The following is a 16,448-nucleotide window of genomic DNA, read 5'->3' on the forward strand; positions in this document are numbered from 1 at the left end:
CGACACGTTGCCCGTGGAGGACACGTTCCCTGTTGAGGAGACATTGCCGGTCGATGATACGCTGCCGCTGGACGACGAAGACGAGGACACGTTGCCGCTCGACGATCCCGACGACGACACGTTGCCGCTGGAGGAGGACGAGACGTTCCCGCTCGACCCGCCGGACGAGATGTTGCCGCTGGAACTCGAGCCACCCGAACCGCCCGACGAAATGTTGCCGCTGGAGCTGGACCCGCCTGACGAAGAGGACACATTACCGCTCGACCCGCCGGAGGACGAGGTGCTCGATACCGTTGCGCCGCCCGTGCTGCTGGACGATCCGCCGCCGGACGATGTGCTGCTGACATTGCCGCTCGACGAACCGCCCGTCGACGACGTGCTGCTCAGTCCGCCGGTCGACGAGCTGCCGCTCGACGATCCGCCGCTCGACGACGTGCTGCTGACGTTACCGCTGGAGGATGTGCTGCTCAGCCCTCCGGTCGATGACGTGCTGCTGATGTTGCCGCCCGAACTGGAAGTCGATCCGCCGCTGCTGGTCGAGGAGATCACGACGCTGCCGGCCGATCCCCCGCCGCCGAAGCCGCCGCCGAAGCCGCCGCCGAACCCGCCGCCGAAGAACCCGCCGCTACCACCGACGACGAGCGGGACATTGCCACCGCCGCCGATAAAGCCCTCGCTCACCGGCAGCGGAACCGGCGCGGCCTGATTCGCGACCGTGACGGTCGTCGGCCCGCAAGCGCCGCGCGTGGTCGTCGAGGTGACGATCCTCCGCGGGCCGTGCCCGGCGACCTGCGCGGTGGTGACGCGACGGACGATATGCCTTGCATAGGTGTGATGCGGTTTCTCGGCGATGTGAACGGCCCCTCCGCCGATCACGGCCCCGCCGCATGCGCACGCACAAAGTTTCGCCAAGGCCATACGCACCGACATAGCATTCTCTTTCTCGTTGCCGGCGCGATCCCTGCGCCAGATCCGGGTTCAGCAACGCGACATTGCTATGCGACCAAGTGCAAAACAAAGGATTAAGCGCAACCGTATTAACGACGTTATCTGCCCGCCGGGGCGAAATCTTCGGCTATGCCTCACCAATATCAGCGTTAACGTGCCAACGTGGAACAGCTTTGCTCGCCGTCCCGACAAGGCGGTGATCCTGGATCAACCATATCCGCGGTAATGTAGCCCTACGCTCGCTGGCGCTTGTGAGGCGCGAAACCCGCGCGTATAGGCGCGCCTACCATTTTGGGGGGCGGTCTACCGACGCGACGTCTGCCGTGTCGGTGCCGAAGGGGAGAGTGGCATGGCGACGATGGTGAATCGCGTAGAACAAGCGAACGATTTCGAAACGGCACCGGCGAACGATGCCGATACCGGTTATCGTCCGACATCGGACGAACCTTTCATGAGTCTGCGTCAGCAGGCCTATTTCCGCCGCAAGCTGATGGCATGGAAAGAGGCGATTCTCGTCGAGGCGCAGGGTACGCTGTCACAGTTGCAGGTCGATAGTCTGCGCGAAGCGGACCTGACCGACCGCGCGTCGAGCGAGACCGATTGGTCGATCGAGCTGCGCACCCGCGACCGGCAGCGCAAGCTGATCGCGAAGATCGACGCCGCGATCCGCCGGATCGACGAGGGCGAATATGGCTATTGCGAAGTGAGCGGCGAACCGATCAGCCTTGCCCGGCTGGAGGCACGGCCGATCGCGACGATGACGGTCGAAGCGCAGGAGCGCCACGAACGTCAGGAAAAGGTGTCGCGAGAGGATTGAGCGGCTTAACGTTTTCGCTACCGGTCGGCGATACACCCGGTGCGCCGACATATGGGCAACGGCGACGACTGGATGGCGAGACGGGTGGCATGGACAGCATCAACCGCGGCCCGCTGACGGCAGTGAGCGCGGCCGAAGAGGACGGGCAGCGCAAGCGCAAGCGCGACAGCCTGTTCCTGCAGGCCTCGATCACGCTGGCCGACGAGGCGGTCGCGCGCGTGCGAATCCGCAATCTGTCCGAAGGCGGACTGATGGCGGAGTTGCCGCGGGTCGTGAACCCGGGCACACCGGTTGCGATCGATCTTCGCGGGATCCCGGATCTGACGGGCAAGGTCGCCTGGTGCGCAGAGGGGCGGATGGGCATCGTCTTCGATCGCAAGATCGATCCGCAGCTTGCGCGCAAGCCGGTCGGGAAGGGCGCTCAGACCCCGATCTATGCAAAGCCCCCGGTGTCCTTCCGGTAAAGCTACTGACGCCAGGGTCGCGGGACTGACCGCCTGGATACCCCGGCCGCATGCCGGGGTGTCCGTTCGAGGCGGGACATATCAGTCGAGCGCGACGATCTCTTCCTTCAAATGCAGTTTCTGCTTCTTCAGCCCGGCCAGGATCGTCGCATCGGGCATCGGCCGCCGCGATTCCTCCGCAATCCTGCGGTCGATCGTCGCATGCTTGGTTTCCAGCGCGGTCTGGTGAGTCGTCTGCATGGGTCTTGCCTCCTGCATTCGGTTTGGGGGAATGAGTAAACCACCATCGGCACCAAAAGTCGCGCCCCTTGTGCGCGATCGCGACGGGTCGAACGAACGCGTGCGACGATCCGTTCGGCCGAGACCGGCCGGTGTAATTCGCGCTCGCGTCGGGGTGGTCGCGTTTGCTAGAGCGCGAATGCCGATCGACCGCGAAGGGGGTTCGCCGATGGACGAAGCACAGATCGCCGCGCGGCTCGATATCCTCCGCGTGGAGCACCGCGACCTCGACGCCGCGATCGATGCGCTGGCGCTGTCCGCCGCACCCGATCAGCTCCGCACCGCTCGGCTCAAGAAGCGCAAGCTCCGATTGCGCGACGAGATCGCGATGCTGGAGGACGAACTGATCCCCGACATCATCGCCTGACGCAATCGGGCTCGATTAACCGCTGTCGAAAACCGTGTGCCGCGTCATTTCGAGACGAAGCGCGCGAAAATCCGCCGAGTCGTCCTTTGCGCCGCCGTCGTCCTGTGCGAGCGTCCGAGAATGAACGGCGCGTTTACCGAATCGCGGGTGCAGCGGCGACTGCACGACGCGCTGTATGTCGAGGCGATGCTGATCGCCGACGAGGCGAGGAGCTATTTCGACGACGACAGCCGCGTGGAGCGCGAGGCGCTGCCACCGATGGCACGCGTCGCGTTCAGTTGCGAATCGCTGAAGGTCACGACCCGGCTGATGCACGCGATCGCCTGGCTGCTGACCCAGCGCGCGGTCGCGGCGGGCGAACTGCGCGCGTGCGAGGCGCTCGACCCCGCGCGCCGGTTGGGAACGGCACCCATGTCCGACGCGGAATCGCTGGCCGAAATGCCGACGGGTGCCCGCCGCCTGATCGACGCCAGCATCGATCTCCATCGCCGCGTTGCCCGGCTGGACGCGTTGCAGGAACGCGAAATGGCCGCGGTCAGCCCGGCGCGGTCGATGCAGGAGCGACTGGCGCTGGCGTTCTGAGGCTTTACCTGCGCAACGCCCTTCAGACCGCCAACCGCCTCCGCGCCGCCGCATATTCCACCGCCATCCGCGCCACCCGCTCCGCGACCGGCTCGACCCTGTCGACCGATCCGATCCCCTGGCCCGATCCCCAGATGTCGCGCCACGCCTTTGCCTTGGAACCGTTGCCGCCGCCGAAGTCCATCGTCTTCAGATCGCCCTCGGGCAGATTGTCGGGATCCATCCCGGCCGCTTCGATCGAACGGCGCAGGTAATTGCCGTGTACGCCGGTGAAGAGGTTGGAATAGACGACGTCGCTCGCGCGGCCCTCGACGATGCCCTGCTTGTAATTCTCCTCCGCGTTCGCCTCGGTCGTGGCGATGAACGGGGAGCCGATATAAGCCAGGTCCGCGCCCATCGCCTGCGCCGCCAGGATCGCACCGCCGGTCGCGATCGAGCCCGACAAGGCGAGGGGGCCGTCGAACCATTGGCGGATTTCGGCGATCAGCGCGAAGGGCGACAGCCGCCCCGCATGCCCACCCGCGCCCGCCGCCACCGCGATCAGCCCGTCCGCCCCCTTTTCGGCCGCTTTCTGCGCATAGCGGTCGTCGATCACGTCGTGCAGCGTGATCCCGCCCCACCTATGGACCGCCGTGTTGAGGTCCTCGCGCGCGCCGAGCGAGGTGATGACGATCGGCACCTGCCATTTCGCGCAGGTCGCGAGATCGGCTTCCAGCCGGTCGTTCGACTTGTGGACGATCTGGTTGACCGCGAACGGTGCGGCCGGGGCATCAGGGTGCGCACGGTTGTGCGCCGACAGTTCCTCGGTGATGCGGTGCAGCCATTCGTCGAGCAGCGCCTGCGGCCGCGCATTGAGCGCGGGGAAGGAGCCGACGATTCCCGCCTTGCACTGCGCGATCACGAGATCGGGGCCGGAAATGATGAACAGCGGCGATCCGATGACGGGCAGCTGCAGCGACGACAATATGGCGGGAAGGGTCATGGGCCGGTTTCATACCGCAACCCGCCATGCTGTCTAGCGACCGCCCCGCGCAGCGTATTTGCGGTCAGGGGACGTAACGGTTAGGTCTGGGATCGCAACAGGAGAGCCCCCTTCCGATGAAATTCGCCGCGCCGCTGTCGATCATGCTTGCCGCCACCGTTTCCGCGCCCGCGATCGCCGCGAATGGCAGGTTGCCGACCAATGTGGCACCCGTCCTTTACGAGATCGCGGTGACGCCCGATGCGAAGGCGATGACCTTTACCGGTACCGAAACCGCGACGATCGACGTCCGCCAGGCGACGAACACGATCCAGCTGAATGCCGCCGATCTGGTGTTCGGCGACGTCAAGTTCGACGGGGTCACGTCGACCTACAAGCTCGATCCCGCCGCACAGACGCTGACGGTCACGCTGCCCGTCGCCGCGCGTGTCGGCCGCCACACGATGACCTTCGCGTGGAAGGGGACGATCGGCAAGTCCGCGGCCGGGCTGTTCGCGATCGACTATACCAACACCGACGGGTCGAAGGCGCAGATGCTGGCCACGCAGTTCGAGGCACCCGACGCGCGCCGCTTCGCGCCATTGTGGGACGAACCGTCGTTCAAGGCGCGTTTCCGCCTCAGCACGGTCGCCCCGGCCGGTCAGAACGCCTTTTCGAACATGCCCGCGACATCGATCGCCAGGCAGCCGGACGGGACCCAACTGTACCGGTTCGGTGAGACGCCGGTGATGTCGAGCTACCTCCTGTTCCTCGGCATCGGCGACATGGAACGCAAGACGGTAAAGGCCGGCAAGACCGAGATCGGCGTCATCACGCGCCGCGGCGTGTCGGACCAGGGCGATTATGCGCTGTCGCAGGCCAAGCGGGTGCTGGCATACTATAATAATTATTTCGCGCAGCCTTATCCGCTGCCCAAGCTCGACATGATCGCAGGTCCGGGTTCCAGCCAGTTCTTCGGCGCGATGGAGAATTGGGGCGCGATCTTCTATTTCGAGAACGAATTGCTGTTCGATCCCGCCCGCACGACGGAAAGCGGGCGCGAGCGGATCTACACCGTCGTCGCGCATGAGACGGCGCATCAATGGTTCGGCGATCTGGTCACCATGTCGTGGTGGGACGATCTTTGGCTGAACGAGGGGTTCGCCTCCTGGTTGGAGAACAAGACCGCAGGCGTGCTCAATCCCGGCTGGGATTCGGACGCTGCGGCGGTCGCGTCCGCCCGCGAAGGCGCAATGGGAATCGATGCGACCGCGGCCACGCATCCGATCGTCCGTCACGTCGAAACGGTCGATCAGATCGGCGAGGCGTTCGACGGCATCACCTATGCCAAGGGCCAGGCCGTCATCGGCATGATGGAGGCGACGCTGGGGCCGGACGTGTTTCGCGACGGCATCCGCCGGTACATGGCGAAGTACCGGTACGGGAACACCGTTACCGACGAGTTATGGACCGAGCTGTCCGGCGCGGCCGGATTGCCGGTGAACCAGATCGCGCACGACTTCACGTTGCAGGGCGGGGTGCCGCTGGTCATGGAGACGGGCGCGCGGTGCGTGAACGGGAAGACCATGGTGACGCTCGCGCAGGGGCGCTTCGGCCTCGATGCCGCATCGAAGGTTCCGCAAACCTGGCATGTGCCGCTGACCATCGCTGCGATCGGCGGCGGAACGGCCGGCGCGGTGGTGACCGGGCCGGCGACCGACGTCTCGGTCAAGGGTTGCGGGACTCTGGTCCTCAACCACGGCAAGGCCAGCTACATGCGCGCAATGTATGACGATGCCGGTCATGCCGCGATCGTGCGCGATTATGCGAAGCTGGCGCTGACCGACCGGCTGGGCACGCTGGGCGACGATTTCGCGCTGGCGGAGGGCGGCTATCAGGACCTGTCGCGCTATTTCGCGCTGGCGGCGCAGGTCGGGATTTCGGCGCACCCGCTGGAATGGGCGATGGTGGCGGGCGACGTCGGTGGGCTGGCCGGTCTCTACCGTGATACGACGCTAGAGGTGCCGCTGCGCGTAAGGACCAGTTCGATCCTGTCGCCCGAACTGCAACGGATCGGCCTGACCGAACGTAAGGGCGAATCGCCGCAGACGACCAACCTGCGCGAGAGCCTGATCGGTCGGTTGGGGTCGGACGGCGATGCCGCGGTCGTGGCGCAGGCGCGGGCCTATGTCGGCCAGTTGGCGAGCGACCCGACCGCGATCCCGCCAGCGATCCGCGCACCAATCCTGTCGACCTACGCGATCAACGCGACGCCCGCGGAGTGGGACACGCTGCTGGCGCTGACGATGGCGGAGAAGAGCCCGGTCGCGAAGAACCGCTTCGTGTCGCTATTGGGTGTCGCGCGCGATCCGGTACTGGCGCAGCGAGCGCTCGATCTGCTCAAGACCGACCGGATTACGACTCCCCAAAAGGCGTCGCTGCTCCGGTCGGTCGCCGGTCGACATGCCGATATGGCGTTCGGTTGGGCGATCGCGAACAAGGCGCTGGTCGACACCTTCGTGGAGCCGAGCACGATCTCGGGTTACATCGTCGGGCTGGGCGGCGCGTCGAACGATCCGGCGATGCCGGGCAAAATCCGCGCCTGGGGGGAAAAGAACCTGCCGGCGGCGGCACAGGGCGGCATGAAGCGCACGCTCGCCTTCATGGCGGTGCGAAAGGCGACCGCGGATCGGCTGCGGCCCGCGGTGACGACGTGGTTGGGGGCGAAGTGACGGCGTGCTCCTGCGAAAGCAGGAGCCCAGAGTAGTGGAGGTCTAAGCCTGTGATCCTGAGCTCCTGCTTTCGCAGGAGCACAAGACGGCGTTAGTCCAAGCGAACCAACCCAGCCCCACACGCCTTCGCTTTCGCCACATAATGCGCCGCCGACACCGGCAGCATCACGCGCTGTGTCGCATCCAGTTCGCGTACCGCGCGCGCCGGACTGCCGACGATCAGGCTGCCGGGCGGAAACGTCTTGCCCTCGGTCACCAATGCGCCGGCACCAACGATGCAGTCAGCGGCGATCACTGCGCGGTTCAGCACGATCGCGCCCATCCCGATCAGCACACGGTCGGCGATCGTGCACCCGTGCAGGATAGCGTGATGGCCGATGGTGCAATCCTCGCCGATGGTCAGCGGCGCGCCCGGATCGGAATGCAGCATCGCACCCTCCTGCACGTTGGTGCGCGCGCCGATGTCGATCCGCGTGTTGTCCGCGCGGATCACGGCCCCGAACCAGATATTGGCCTCGTCATGCAACACGACGTCGGCGATCAGGTCCGCGCTGGGTGCGACCCAGGCATCGGTGCCGAGTGTGGGGCGTTGTCCGGCGAGTTCGTAGAGTGGCATGGAATGGGTCCTTTCGCCGCCGCGATAGCCGCATTCCCTACCCCCGTCATGCCGGCCTCGTGCCGGCATCCAGGGCCACGGGCGATGTCCTTCGTCGCCCTGGACCCTGGGACAAGCCCGGGGTGACGGCCGGCTCAGCCGAACCGCCCGGTCACATAATCCCGCGTCCGCTTCAGCCGCGGGTTCGCGAAGAAATCGGCGGTGGGGCCGAATTCGACCATCCGCCCGAGGAACATGAATCCGGTATGGTCCGACAGCCGCGCCGCCTGCTGCAGATTGTGCGTGACGATCACGATCGTCAGTTCGCGCTTCAGCTCGGTCAGCGTCTCCTCCAGCTTCGCGGTGGAGATGGGGTCGAGCGCGGACGCCGGTTCGTCGAGCAGCAGGATTTCGGGATCGATCGCGATCCCCCGCGCGACGCACAGCCGCTGCTGCTGGCCTCCCGACAGACCGAGGCCGGAGGTGTTGAGCTTGTCCTTCACCTCTTCCCACAACGCCGCACGCTTCAATGCCCGCTCGACGATGCCGTCCATCTCGGACCGCGAAGGCTTGCGGTACAGCTTCACGCCGAACGCGATATTGTCGTAGATCGACATCGGGAACGGTGTCGGCTTCTGGAACACCATGCCGATCCGCGCGCGCAGATGCGCGAGATCGAGCTTCGACTGGGTGACCTCGACCTCGCCGTCGCGTGCCTTCAACCGCGCGATGCTGGCACGGTCCGCCATCACGTCGATGCCGTCGAGCAGGATCCGGCCCGTCGCATGCTGCTTGGGATAGAGCTCGTAGATCCGGTTGATCGCGCGAAGCAGTGTCGATTTGCCGCATCCCGACGGACCGATCAGCGCGGTGATCTTGTTGCATTCGACGGGCAGGTCGACGCCGAACAGCGACTGTGTCTTGCCGTAGAAGAAGTCGAGCTTGCGCGCCTCCAGGATCAGGCTTTCCTTCGACGGCACCGTCATCGCCTGTTCGGAGGCGGTGGGATCGGTCATCATATCCATGATCAGCGGCTTTCCCGTGCCAGCACGCGGCCGGCGATGTTGATGGCGAGGACGAACGCCGCGATCAGCAGCGCACCCGACCAGGCGAGCTGCTGCCAATCGTCATAGGCGCTCAGCGCGAACTGGAAGATCGTCGTCGGCAGGCTGGCGATCGGCTTCGTCAGGCTGGTGCTGTAGAACTGGTTGCCGAGCGAGGTGAAGAGGAGCGGCGCGGTTTCGCCCGAAATGCGTGCGAAGCCCAGAAGCCCCGCGGTGACGAGCCCTGCGAGCCCGGCGCGCCATACGATCTTGCGCGTTACGAACGCGCGAGTCGCGCCGAGCGCCATCCCGGCTTCACGTAGCGCGGTCGGCTGAAGCGACAATATGTCCTCGGTCGTGCGCGTGACGACGGGCATCGCGAGGATGCCGAGCGCGACCGCCCCGGCCAGCGCAGAAAAATGGCCGACCACATGCGCGACCATGATCTGGTAGACGAACAACCCGATCAGGATCGACGGCGCGGACAGCAGCACGTCGTTCAGGAAGCGGACGGTGTGCCCGTATCGCGTACGGCCGCCATATTCGCTGAGCCAGGTGCCGGCCAGAATGCCGATGACCAGCGCGATGACCATGCCGAGCCCGCACAGCAGCAGCGATCCGACGATCGCGTTGCCCAGGCCGCCTTGCGAGCCCGGGGCGGGCTGGGTCATCGTAAAGAGCTGGAGGTCGATCCCGCCGATACCCTTCAACACCAGCGACCACAGGATGAACGCGAGCATCAGAAGCGCGATGGCGGCCGCGCCGCCGCACGCGACGACGAACACGCCGTTTACGAAGCGACGCCGCTGCGAGCGCGCGGTGCGTGCGGAGGGCTGGGCCATGTCGCGGCTCCTATCGATCGTTGCGCGCGAGGAGCGCGCGTGCCGTGGCGAGCACCGCGAAGGTGATGAGGAACAGGACAAGCCCGAGCGCGATGAGCGCCGACGTATGCATCTCGCCGGTCGCCTCGGCGAATTCGTTGGCGATCGTCGATGCGATCGTCGAGCCGCTGTCGAACAGCCCGTGCGGGAAGCCGTGCGAATTGCCGATGATGAACGTCACCGCCATCGTCTCGCCGAGCGCGCGGCCGAGGCCGAGCATGATGACGCCGATCATCCCCTTGCCGACATAGGGGATCGCGATCGAGCGCATGACCTCGAACGGGGTGCAGCCAAGCCCATAGCCGGCCTCTCGCACCTGCGGTGGGACGGTCAGCAGCAATTCGCGGAAGACCGCCGCCATATAAGGCAGGATCATGATCGCCAGGATGATCGACGCGGTCATGATGTTCGCGCCGTTGGGTGTGCCCTGGACGATCTTTTCCAGCCACGATCCCGGCGCGGCGCTCATGATGAGCGGCAACTGGACATGCTGCGCGAACCAGGGCGCGAGGACGAAGAGCCCCCACATGCCGTAGACGATCGAGGGAATGCCGGCGAGCAGTTCGATGGCGATCGCGATCGGTCGCGCCGCGCGCTTGGGGCAGAATTCGACGAGGAATACCGCGATCCCCGTCGCCAGCGGCAGCGCCATCAGCAGCGACAGGAACGCGGTCACCAGCGTGCCGACGATCGGACCCGCCGCGCCATAGACGTCGCCTACCGGATCCCAGGTCGTGCTGGTCAGGAACCCGAAGCCGAATCTCCGGATGATCGGCCAGCCGCCTATGATCAGGCTTATGATCACCCCGCCAAGCGTCGCGAGCAGCAGTGTCGCCGCGGTGGCGCACAGCGTGCGGAATATCGCCTCCTGGGCAGCGCCGCGATCGGCGACTTCGCGGGGAGCGGGGCCGCCAGCGGCGGTGGATGCGACGGCCACGATTACCTCTTTGTCAGGCGCAGACAACGGGCGGTCCGAAAGACCGCCCGCATTCGTCAGGGCAGGATCAACGCGAGACGTAGACCGGTTTGCCGCCCGACTGGATCATCGCCGCCCACTGATGCCGCACGAGCGCCTTCACCGATGCCGGCAGCGGGACGTAATCGAGCTTCGCGGCTTCGGCGTCGCCGCTCTTGTACGCCCAGTCGAAGAACTTCAGGACGGCTTCGCCATTGGCGGGGTTGGCCTGATTGCGATAGACGAGGATGAACGTCGCGCCCGTGATCGGCCACGAATTCGCACCCGGCTGATTGAGCAGCAGCAGGTAGTTGCCGGGTGCCTTGCTCCACTGCGCGCCGGCAGCGGCGGCCGAGAACGCCGCGGCGTCGGGCACGGGGCACTTGCCCATCTTGTTGCAGACCAGCGCATAGGCGGCATGGTTCTGCTTGGCATAGGCGTATTCGACATAGCCGATCGATCCGACCGTCTGCTTCACGAAGGCCGAGACGCCGTCATTGCCCTTGCCGCCAAGACCCGTCGGCCACTGGACCGAGTCGCTCGCGCCGACCTTGGACGCCCATTCCGGGTTCGTCATGGTGAGGAACGACGTATAGAGAAACGACGTACCCGACCCGTCCGAGCGGTGGACGACGGTGATCGGCGTGCCCGGCAGCTTCAGCTGCGGGTTGACGCCCTGGATCTCGGGATCGTTCCAGCGATTGACCTTGCCGATGTAGATGTCGCCCAGGATCTTGCCGTTCAGCTTGATCCGGCCGGCGGCGAGGCCGGGCAGGTTGATGATCGGCACGACGCCGCCGACGACGGTCGGGAACTGGTACAGCCCCGCTGCCGACAGTTCCTCTGGCTTCAGCGGCTTGTCGCTGGCACCGAAATCGACCGTCTTCGCCTTGATCTGCTTGATGCCGCCGCCCGAGCCGATCGCCTGATAGTTCAGCGCCTGGCCGGTTTGAGCCTTGTAGATTTCTGCCCACTTCGCATAGACCGGGGCGGGGAAGGTCGCGCCTGCGCCCGAGATATCGGTCGCCATAGCAGCGCCGGTGATCGCGACGCCTGCGAGCGCCAGGGTGAGTTTCCTGTACATAGCCGAACTCCGTCTGGGACGCGGTCGAGCGCCCCGGGTGATGATTTGTTCATGACGTGTGGATGTTACAACTCGAAGACTCGCGGGACTTTCCTCGCGAGCCTTCGAGCGTTTGGCGCTTGAACCTAGAAGCGCAGCTGGCCGAACAGGCCGATTTCGTCGTAGGTGCCACGCCCGCCGGTCAGCAGGCCCGCCGCATTGGCCCCGCCGATCGTGCCGTTCTGCGTGGCGAGCAGGCCGTTGTCGACCGCCTCGCGCTTGTAGACCAGCGCCAGATCGACGATCTTCACCGGCTCATATTGCAGGCCCATGTTGAAATAATGGTCGCGCAGCGCGTTGTCGGTCAGCTCGGTGGGCTTGACCCAGTCGAAGCGACCGAAGGCGCTCCACTTGGGGATCGGAGCGACGCTGGCGAACAGCGAATAGCCGCTCGTCTTGTCTTCCGCGACGGTCGCGACGTTGTTCCAGTCCTTGGCGTGGAAATATTCGCCCGACACGGTCAGCAGCGCGACCTTGTAGCCGACCATCGCGTCAAGCCGGGTCGCGGTGTGGAGATTGGTCAGCCCGGCGGGCAGGACCAGACCCTGGACGTTGGTCGCCCGCTTGCCGCTATAGCCGCCGACCGCACCGAAGAAGCCGTCATACTGCGCCGACAAACGGCCTTCGAAATCGACCGAGTTCGTAACCTTCACGTTGCGATAGCCGCCGCCGTCGATCACCGACACCTGGTACGACACGATCTTGTCGAACATGTCGCCGAGGACGTGGATGCCCCAATCGGCCGAGGTACCGTAGCCGGTACGGTCGATCAGCGAATTCTCGATGTGGCGATAGCCGGTCTGGTTGTCGACGTAAGGCACCCATGGCGTGTCCGCCGAACCCGCGCGGATGATCAGCGCAGGCGACAGCTTCGCCTCGAGATACGCCTTCTTGATGTAGAAGCCGCGGCCGACGAGCGCGAGGTTGTTGTTGATCGTCTGGGCGGGCACGGTGACGGTGCACGCAACGGTGCCGGTCACGCAGGTGGCGGGCACCGTGATGCTGGTCGCTGCGTTCGACTGCGCGCCGGGGAAGTTGTAGTTCGACGTGTTGCCGACGACGTTGGAGACATCCATCGTCAGGTTGGCGGCGAAGACGTTGTTGAACTTGTGATCGACGCCGAAATAGAAGCGCTTGATATCGAACCCGGTGCCGTCATTGCCCTGACGGGCACCGTTGTTCAGCTGGTTGATGTTGCTGAAGTTGAAATACATGCGGCCCGACAGCACGGTCGAATCGGCCCAGCTCGGCTTGGGCTTGGGCAGCTTGCCGATCGCAGCGGCGACCTGAGCAGGCGCGGCCTGCTGCGCGGCGAGCGCGGTCGACTGCGCGGTATCCGCCTTCACGGTCGCGTCGGCGGCCTGGGTCTGGGCGACCGACGCCTGGGCCTGGGTCGCGCGCTGCGCCTCTTCCTGCGCGTCGAGCCGCGCGGTGAGTTCGGCGACCTGCGCCTTCAGCGCATCGATCTCGCTCTTGTTGGCGGCGGGCCGGGCGGCAGCGTGGTGCGCGTGGTGACGAACGGGTGCCGCCTCTGCGCCAGCAGCGCCGGTGAGCGCGAGCACGGCGGCTCCGGCGAGCAGAGAAGTCTTCACGGTCATGGGGTCCCCCTTGGATGCCGGCCCGTCGCCGGTCGATTGAGCCGCTAGTCGGGCCTTGTGACTCTTCTCGGACAGTTATGTGAAAGTTTTAAGTCAGCAAAACTATGTGTCTCTTAAGCCGCACTTGCCGTGTCCGCGACCTCGCACCGCGCCGTCCGCTCCCCTACATTCCGGCACGAACACGATTCGAGGACACCGATGACCGACGCCCCGATTGGCAATCCGCTGCTGACCGATACCGACCTGCCCGATTTCGCCGCGATCAGACCGGAGCACGTCGTTCCCGCGGTCACGGCACTGGTCGACGATCACCGCGCAGCGGTCGATCGCATCACGACTTCGGGTGCGAGCGGCTTTGGCGATGTCGTGCTCGCAAGCGAACGCGCGGATTTCACGCTCAGCCGCGGGTGGTCGCCGGTCGGGCATCTCCACGGCGTCGCGGATACGCCGGACCTTCGCGCCGCGCATGCGCAGGCGCAGGCGATGCTGTCCGAATATTTCGCCGTCGCCGGTCAGAATCGCGATTTGTACGCCGCGCTGATTCGCGTTGCCGATGGTGCCGGTTTTCCGGACCTGCCCGCGGCCGATCGTCGCGCCGTCGAACTCGGTATCCGCGGATTTCGGTTGTCGGGTGTCGCGCTGGAAGGTGACGCACAGGCGCGGTTCCGCGAGATCGGGACGACGCTCAGCCGGCTCGGCACCGAATTCGGCAATGCGGTGCTGGACGCGACCGAGGCCTGGAGCGAGCATGTGATCGACGATGCCGCGCTTGCCGGGGTGCCACCCTCGGCGCTTGCCATCCTGAGAAGCTACGCCGTCGAGAAGGGACTGGACGGCTGGCTGGTGACGCTTCGTCAGCCAAGCGTTCAGGCAATACTGACCTATGCGACCGACCGCGATCTGCGCGCGCGGGTCTACCGCGCGTACAACACGCGGGCATCGGACCAGTCCGACAGCCCGCAATTCGATAACGCGGCGCGAATCGCGCAGATCGTGGCGCTTCGTCACGAATCCGCGCAGCTGCTCGGCTTTAGCGATGCCGCCGCACGCTCGGTCGAGACCAAGATGGCGCAGTCCGCGGACGAGGCGCTGGCGTTCCTCGCCGATCTCGCCCGACGTGCGCGCCCGTTGGCGGAGGCGGATCTGGCGGACGCGCGTGCGTTCGCGAAGACGGAATTCGAAATCGACACGCTGATGCCCTGGGACATGGGCTTCGTGGCCGAAGCCCTTCGCCGCCAGCGCCATGGCCTCGATGAGGAAGCGATCAAGGCGTATTTCCCGTTGCCGCATGTCCTGTCGGGCGTCCGGTCGCTGGTCGAGCGGCTGTATGGCGTGCGTCTGATCGCACGCGAAGGCGTTTCGGTCTGGAACGCCAGCGTCTTATATTATGACCTGGTCGGCGTGTCCGGCGTGCCGTTCGCGGGGGTCTATCTCGATCTGCATGCGCGCGGCGGCAAGCGGGGCGGGGCGTGGATGGACGTCTGCCGACCGCGTTTCCGTGACGCCGACCGGACTCATACGCCGGTCGCCTATCTGACGTGCAACTTCGCGCCGCCGACACCCGATCGGCCGGCCTTGCTGAGCCACAACGACGTGCTGACGTTGTTGCACGAATTCGGCCACGTGCTTCACCACGTGCTGACCGAGGTCGACCTGCCGTCGATCGGCGGCATATCGTCGGTGGAATGGGATGCGGTCGAATTGCCGAGCCAGTTCATGGAGAATTTCGGCTGGGACAAGGCGACGCTTGCCGAAGTGTCGAGACATGTCGACACCGGCGCGGCGCTGCCCGACGATCTGTACGACAGGATGCTCGGCGCGCGGCGGTTCCAGGCGGGTCTGTTTCTGCTTCGCCAGATCGAATTCGCGACCTTCGACCTGCGCCTTCACCGCGATTTCGACCCCGCGGTCGGCGCGCAAGTCGAGCAGACGCTCGCCAAAGTTCGGGCGGAGGTGTCGGTGATGGCACCGCCTGAATGGTCGCGCTTCGCCAATGCGTTCGGCCACGTGTTCGCCGGCGGCTATGCGGCGGGCTATTACAGTTACCTGTGGGCGGAATTGCTGTCGGCGGACGCGTACGAGGGGTTCGCGGAGGCCGGCCCGGCGGCGGGTGACGTGTTTCGGCGCGAGATCCTGTCGCGCGGCGCGAGTCGACCGGCGGCGGACAGTTTTGCGGCCTATCGGGGGCGTGCCGCCAAGCCGGATGCGCTGCTCAGGCATTACGGGCTGGCGGCCTAGTCGTTGGTACCATGTTTTGCTGCGAAAGCAGGAACCCAGGTGTCGAGGCGAAACGCTTTTGGCCCCGGGCTCCTGCGTTCGCAGGAGAAGGGACCTCGCGCTATCCCTCCCGCACCGCCGCCAGCACCGCGTCCGCGAATTCCGCGCGGCAGATCAGCAGATCCGGCAGCAACGGGTCGCGGCAATTATAGACGAGCGGCGATCCGTCGATCCGCGATGCGTGAAGCCCCGCCGCGACCGCCACCGCGGCGGGCGCGCAATTGTCCCATTCATATTGGCCGCCGTCGTGCAGATAGATGTCCGCATCCCCCGAAACGACCGCCATCGCCTTCGCGCCTGCCGATCCCATCGCGATCATGTCCGCCCCCAGCCGTTCGGCGACGGCCAACGCGATCGCGGGCGGGCGGGTGCGGCTGAGGACCATCCGCGGGCGTCCCTCCGCTCCCCGCCCGGCGCGAGCGTCGTCGGTCGCATAGCTTCGCCCCATCGCCGGCAGCGCGACCGCGCCCACCACGGCGACGCCATCGATCGCCAGCCCGACATGCACCGCCCAGTCGTCGCGTCCGCCCGCATATTCGCGCGTCCCGTCCAGCGGATCGACTATCCACACCCGCCGCGCCGCGCAGCGCGCCGAGTCGTCGCGTGCTTCTTCGGACAAGACGAAGTCGTCGGGCCGCAAGGCGCGAAGCCGGCCGAGGATCAACGCGTTCGCCGCATGATCCCCCGCATCGCCCAGCGCCTTGCCCGACCCGCCGCGCGCGCGCAGGTCGAGCAGCAACGCCCCCGCTTCGTCGGCGATCATGCGGGCGATGGCGGCGTCCGTCGGTTCCATGTCGGCGATCATGCCACGACCGGCCGCGCCGGG

At 66.0% G+C, this 16,448-nt stretch carries 16 protein-coding genes; 7 read left to right on the forward strand and 9 right to left on the reverse strand.

The window, feature by feature from the left end; genetic code table 11:
• Nucleotides 1-13: 13 nt before the first annotated feature.
• The 3 genes from HUU99_RS00640 (at nt 14) to HUU99_RS00650 (ending at nt 2,229) form a co-directional block, all read left to right on the forward strand.
• Nucleotides 14-706, forward strand: coding sequence for a hypothetical protein (locus HUU99_RS00640; RefSeq protein WP_254602837.1), 693 nt, complete (start codon nt 14-16; stop codon nt 704-706).
• A gap of 591 nt (nt 707-1,297) precedes the next feature.
• Nucleotides 1,298-1,765: an RNA polymerase-binding protein DksA gene (gene dksA, locus HUU99_RS00645; RefSeq protein ID WP_174284630.1), complete on the forward strand. Its 468-nt coding sequence runs from the start codon at nt 1,298-1,300 to the stop codon at nt 1,763-1,765.
• Nucleotides 1,766-1,854: 89 nt separating this feature from the next.
• The gene (locus tag HUU99_RS00650) at nt 1,855-2,229 is read left to right on the forward strand and encodes a PilZ domain-containing protein (protein ID WP_174284631.1); all 375 of its coding nucleotides are present in this window, start codon (nt 1,855-1,857) and stop codon (nt 2,227-2,229) included.
• 81 nt (nt 2,230-2,310) lie between these two features.
• Here HUU99_RS00650 and HUU99_RS00655 read toward each other — a convergent pair whose 3' ends face one another.
• Entirely contained in the window at nt 2,311-2,469 is a 159-nt protein-coding gene (locus tag HUU99_RS00655) for a YdcH family protein (protein WP_174284632.1), read from the reverse strand.
• 208 nt (nt 2,470-2,677) lie between these two features.
• Between HUU99_RS00655 and HUU99_RS00660 the strand changes: the two genes are divergently transcribed.
• Entirely contained in the window at nt 2,678-2,875 is a 198-nt protein-coding gene (locus HUU99_RS00660) for a YdcH family protein (protein WP_174284739.1), read from the forward strand.
• Between the two features lie 120 nt (nt 2,876-2,995).
• Nucleotides 2,996-3,457: a DUF1465 family protein gene (locus HUU99_RS00665; protein WP_174284633.1), complete on the forward strand. Its 462-nt coding sequence runs from the start codon at nt 2,996-2,998 to the stop codon at nt 3,455-3,457.
• Nucleotides 3,458-3,479: 22 nt separating this feature from the next.
• Here the strand turns inward: HUU99_RS00665 and HUU99_RS00670 are convergent, their stop codons facing one another.
• Nucleotides 3,480-4,439, reverse strand: coding sequence for an NAD(P)H-dependent flavin oxidoreductase (locus HUU99_RS00670; RefSeq protein WP_174284634.1), 960 nt, complete (start codon nt 4,437-4,439; stop codon nt 3,480-3,482).
• A gap of 116 nt (nt 4,440-4,555) precedes the next feature.
• Between HUU99_RS00670 and HUU99_RS00675 the strand changes: the two genes are divergently transcribed.
• Nucleotides 4,556-7,150: a M1 family metallopeptidase gene (locus tag HUU99_RS00675; RefSeq protein WP_174284635.1), complete on the forward strand. Its 2,595-nt coding sequence runs from the start codon at nt 4,556-4,558 to the stop codon at nt 7,148-7,150.
• A gap of 91 nt (nt 7,151-7,241) precedes the next feature.
• On the opposite strand, the gene HUU99_RS00680 is transcribed toward HUU99_RS00675, so the two are convergent.
• The 6 genes from HUU99_RS00680 to HUU99_RS00705 all read right to left on the reverse strand — a co-directional run bounded on the left by HUU99_RS00680 (nt 7,242) and on the right by HUU99_RS00705 (nt 13,345).
• Complete coding sequence (locus HUU99_RS00680; protein ID WP_174284636.1) at nt 7,242-7,766, reverse strand: gamma carbonic anhydrase family protein; 525 nt, start codon at nt 7,764-7,766, stop codon at nt 7,242-7,244.
• 134 nt (nt 7,767-7,900) lie between these two features.
• Entirely contained in the window at nt 7,901-8,761 is an 861-nt protein-coding gene (locus HUU99_RS00685; protein ID WP_174284637.1) for a phosphate ABC transporter ATP-binding protein, read from the reverse strand.
• 11 nt (nt 8,762-8,772) lie between these two features.
• On the reverse strand, nt 8,773-9,630 hold the full coding sequence (gene pstA / locus HUU99_RS00690; protein ID WP_174284638.1) for a phosphate ABC transporter permease PstA: 858 nt from the start codon (nt 9,628-9,630) through the stop codon (nt 8,773-8,775).
• Between the two features lie 10 nt (nt 9,631-9,640).
• Nucleotides 9,641-10,606, reverse strand: coding sequence for a phosphate ABC transporter permease subunit PstC (gene pstC, locus HUU99_RS00695; protein ID WP_174284639.1), 966 nt, complete (start codon nt 10,604-10,606; stop codon nt 9,641-9,643).
• Nucleotides 10,607-10,673: 67 nt separating this feature from the next.
• Nucleotides 10,674-11,708 (reverse strand): phosphate ABC transporter substrate-binding protein PstS, encoded by a 1,035-nt coding sequence (gene pstS / locus HUU99_RS00700; protein WP_174284640.1) that lies wholly within the window; start codon nt 11,706-11,708, stop codon nt 10,674-10,676.
• A gap of 125 nt (nt 11,709-11,833) precedes the next feature.
• Nucleotides 11,834-13,345: a hypothetical protein gene (locus tag HUU99_RS00705; RefSeq protein WP_174284641.1), complete on the reverse strand. Its 1,512-nt coding sequence runs from the start codon at nt 13,343-13,345 to the stop codon at nt 11,834-11,836.
• 198 nt (nt 13,346-13,543) lie between these two features.
• Between HUU99_RS00705 and HUU99_RS00710 the strand changes: the two genes are divergently transcribed.
• Nucleotides 13,544-15,583 (forward strand): M3 family metallopeptidase, encoded by a 2,040-nt coding sequence (locus tag HUU99_RS00710; protein ID WP_174284642.1) that lies wholly within the window; start codon nt 13,544-13,546, stop codon nt 15,581-15,583.
• Nucleotides 15,584-15,683: 100 nt separating this feature from the next.
• On the opposite strand, the gene HUU99_RS00715 is transcribed toward HUU99_RS00710, so the two are convergent.
• The gene (locus HUU99_RS00715; RefSeq protein WP_174284740.1) at nt 15,684-16,415 is read right to left on the reverse strand and encodes a 3'(2'),5'-bisphosphate nucleotidase CysQ; all 732 of its coding nucleotides are present in this window, start codon (nt 16,413-16,415) and stop codon (nt 15,684-15,686) included.
• Nucleotides 16,416-16,448: the final 33 nt, after the last annotated feature.

Source organism: Sphingomonas bacterium, from assembly GCF_903642285.1.
GTDB lineage: Bacteria > Pseudomonadota > Alphaproteobacteria > Sphingomonadales > Sphingomonadaceae > Sphingomonas.

What these genes read in the sequence shown, in the direction of transcription:
- pstS (WP_174284640.1), bottom strand. Translation starts at nt 11,708, where the DNA reads ATGTACAGGAAACTCACCCTGGCGCTCGCAGGCGTCGCGATCACCGGC.
- pstA (WP_174284638.1), bottom strand. Translation starts at nt 9,630, where the DNA reads ATGGCCCAGCCCTCCGCACGCACCGCGCGCTCGCAGCGGCGTCGCTTC.
- HUU99_RS00715 (WP_174284740.1), bottom strand. Translation starts at nt 16,415, where the DNA reads ATGGAACCGACGGACGCCGCCATCGCCCGCATGATCGCCGACGAAGCG.
- dksA (WP_174284630.1), top strand. Translation starts at nt 1,298, where the DNA reads ATGGCGACGATGGTGAATCGCGTAGAACAAGCGAACGATTTCGAAACG.
- HUU99_RS00710 (WP_174284642.1), top strand. Translation starts at nt 13,544, where the DNA reads ATGACCGACGCCCCGATTGGCAATCCGCTGCTGACCGATACCGACCTG.
- HUU99_RS00680 (WP_174284636.1), bottom strand. Translation starts at nt 7,766, where the DNA reads ATGCCACTCTACGAACTCGCCGGACAACGCCCCACACTCGGCACCGAT.
- HUU99_RS00650 (WP_174284631.1), top strand. Translation starts at nt 1,855, where the DNA reads ATGGACAGCATCAACCGCGGCCCGCTGACGGCAGTGAGCGCGGCCGAA.
- HUU99_RS00685 (WP_174284637.1), bottom strand. Translation starts at nt 8,761, where the DNA reads ATGACCGATCCCACCGCCTCCGAACAGGCGATGACGGTGCCGTCGAAG.
- HUU99_RS00675 (WP_174284635.1), top strand. Translation starts at nt 4,556, where the DNA reads ATGAAATTCGCCGCGCCGCTGTCGATCATGCTTGCCGCCACCGTTTCC.
- HUU99_RS00705 (WP_174284641.1), bottom strand. Translation starts at nt 13,345, where the DNA reads ATGACCGTGAAGACTTCTCTGCTCGCCGGAGCCGCCGTGCTCGCGCTC.
- HUU99_RS00670 (WP_174284634.1), bottom strand. Translation starts at nt 4,439, where the DNA reads ATGACCCTTCCCGCCATATTGTCGTCGCTGCAGCTGCCCGTCATCGGA.
- HUU99_RS00665 (WP_174284633.1), top strand. Translation starts at nt 2,996, where the DNA reads ATGAACGGCGCGTTTACCGAATCGCGGGTGCAGCGGCGACTGCACGAC.
- HUU99_RS00655 (WP_174284632.1), bottom strand. Translation starts at nt 2,469, where the DNA reads ATGCAGACGACTCACCAGACCGCGCTGGAAACCAAGCATGCGACGATC.
- HUU99_RS00660 (WP_174284739.1), top strand. Translation starts at nt 2,678, where the DNA reads ATGGACGAAGCACAGATCGCCGCGCGGCTCGATATCCTCCGCGTGGAG.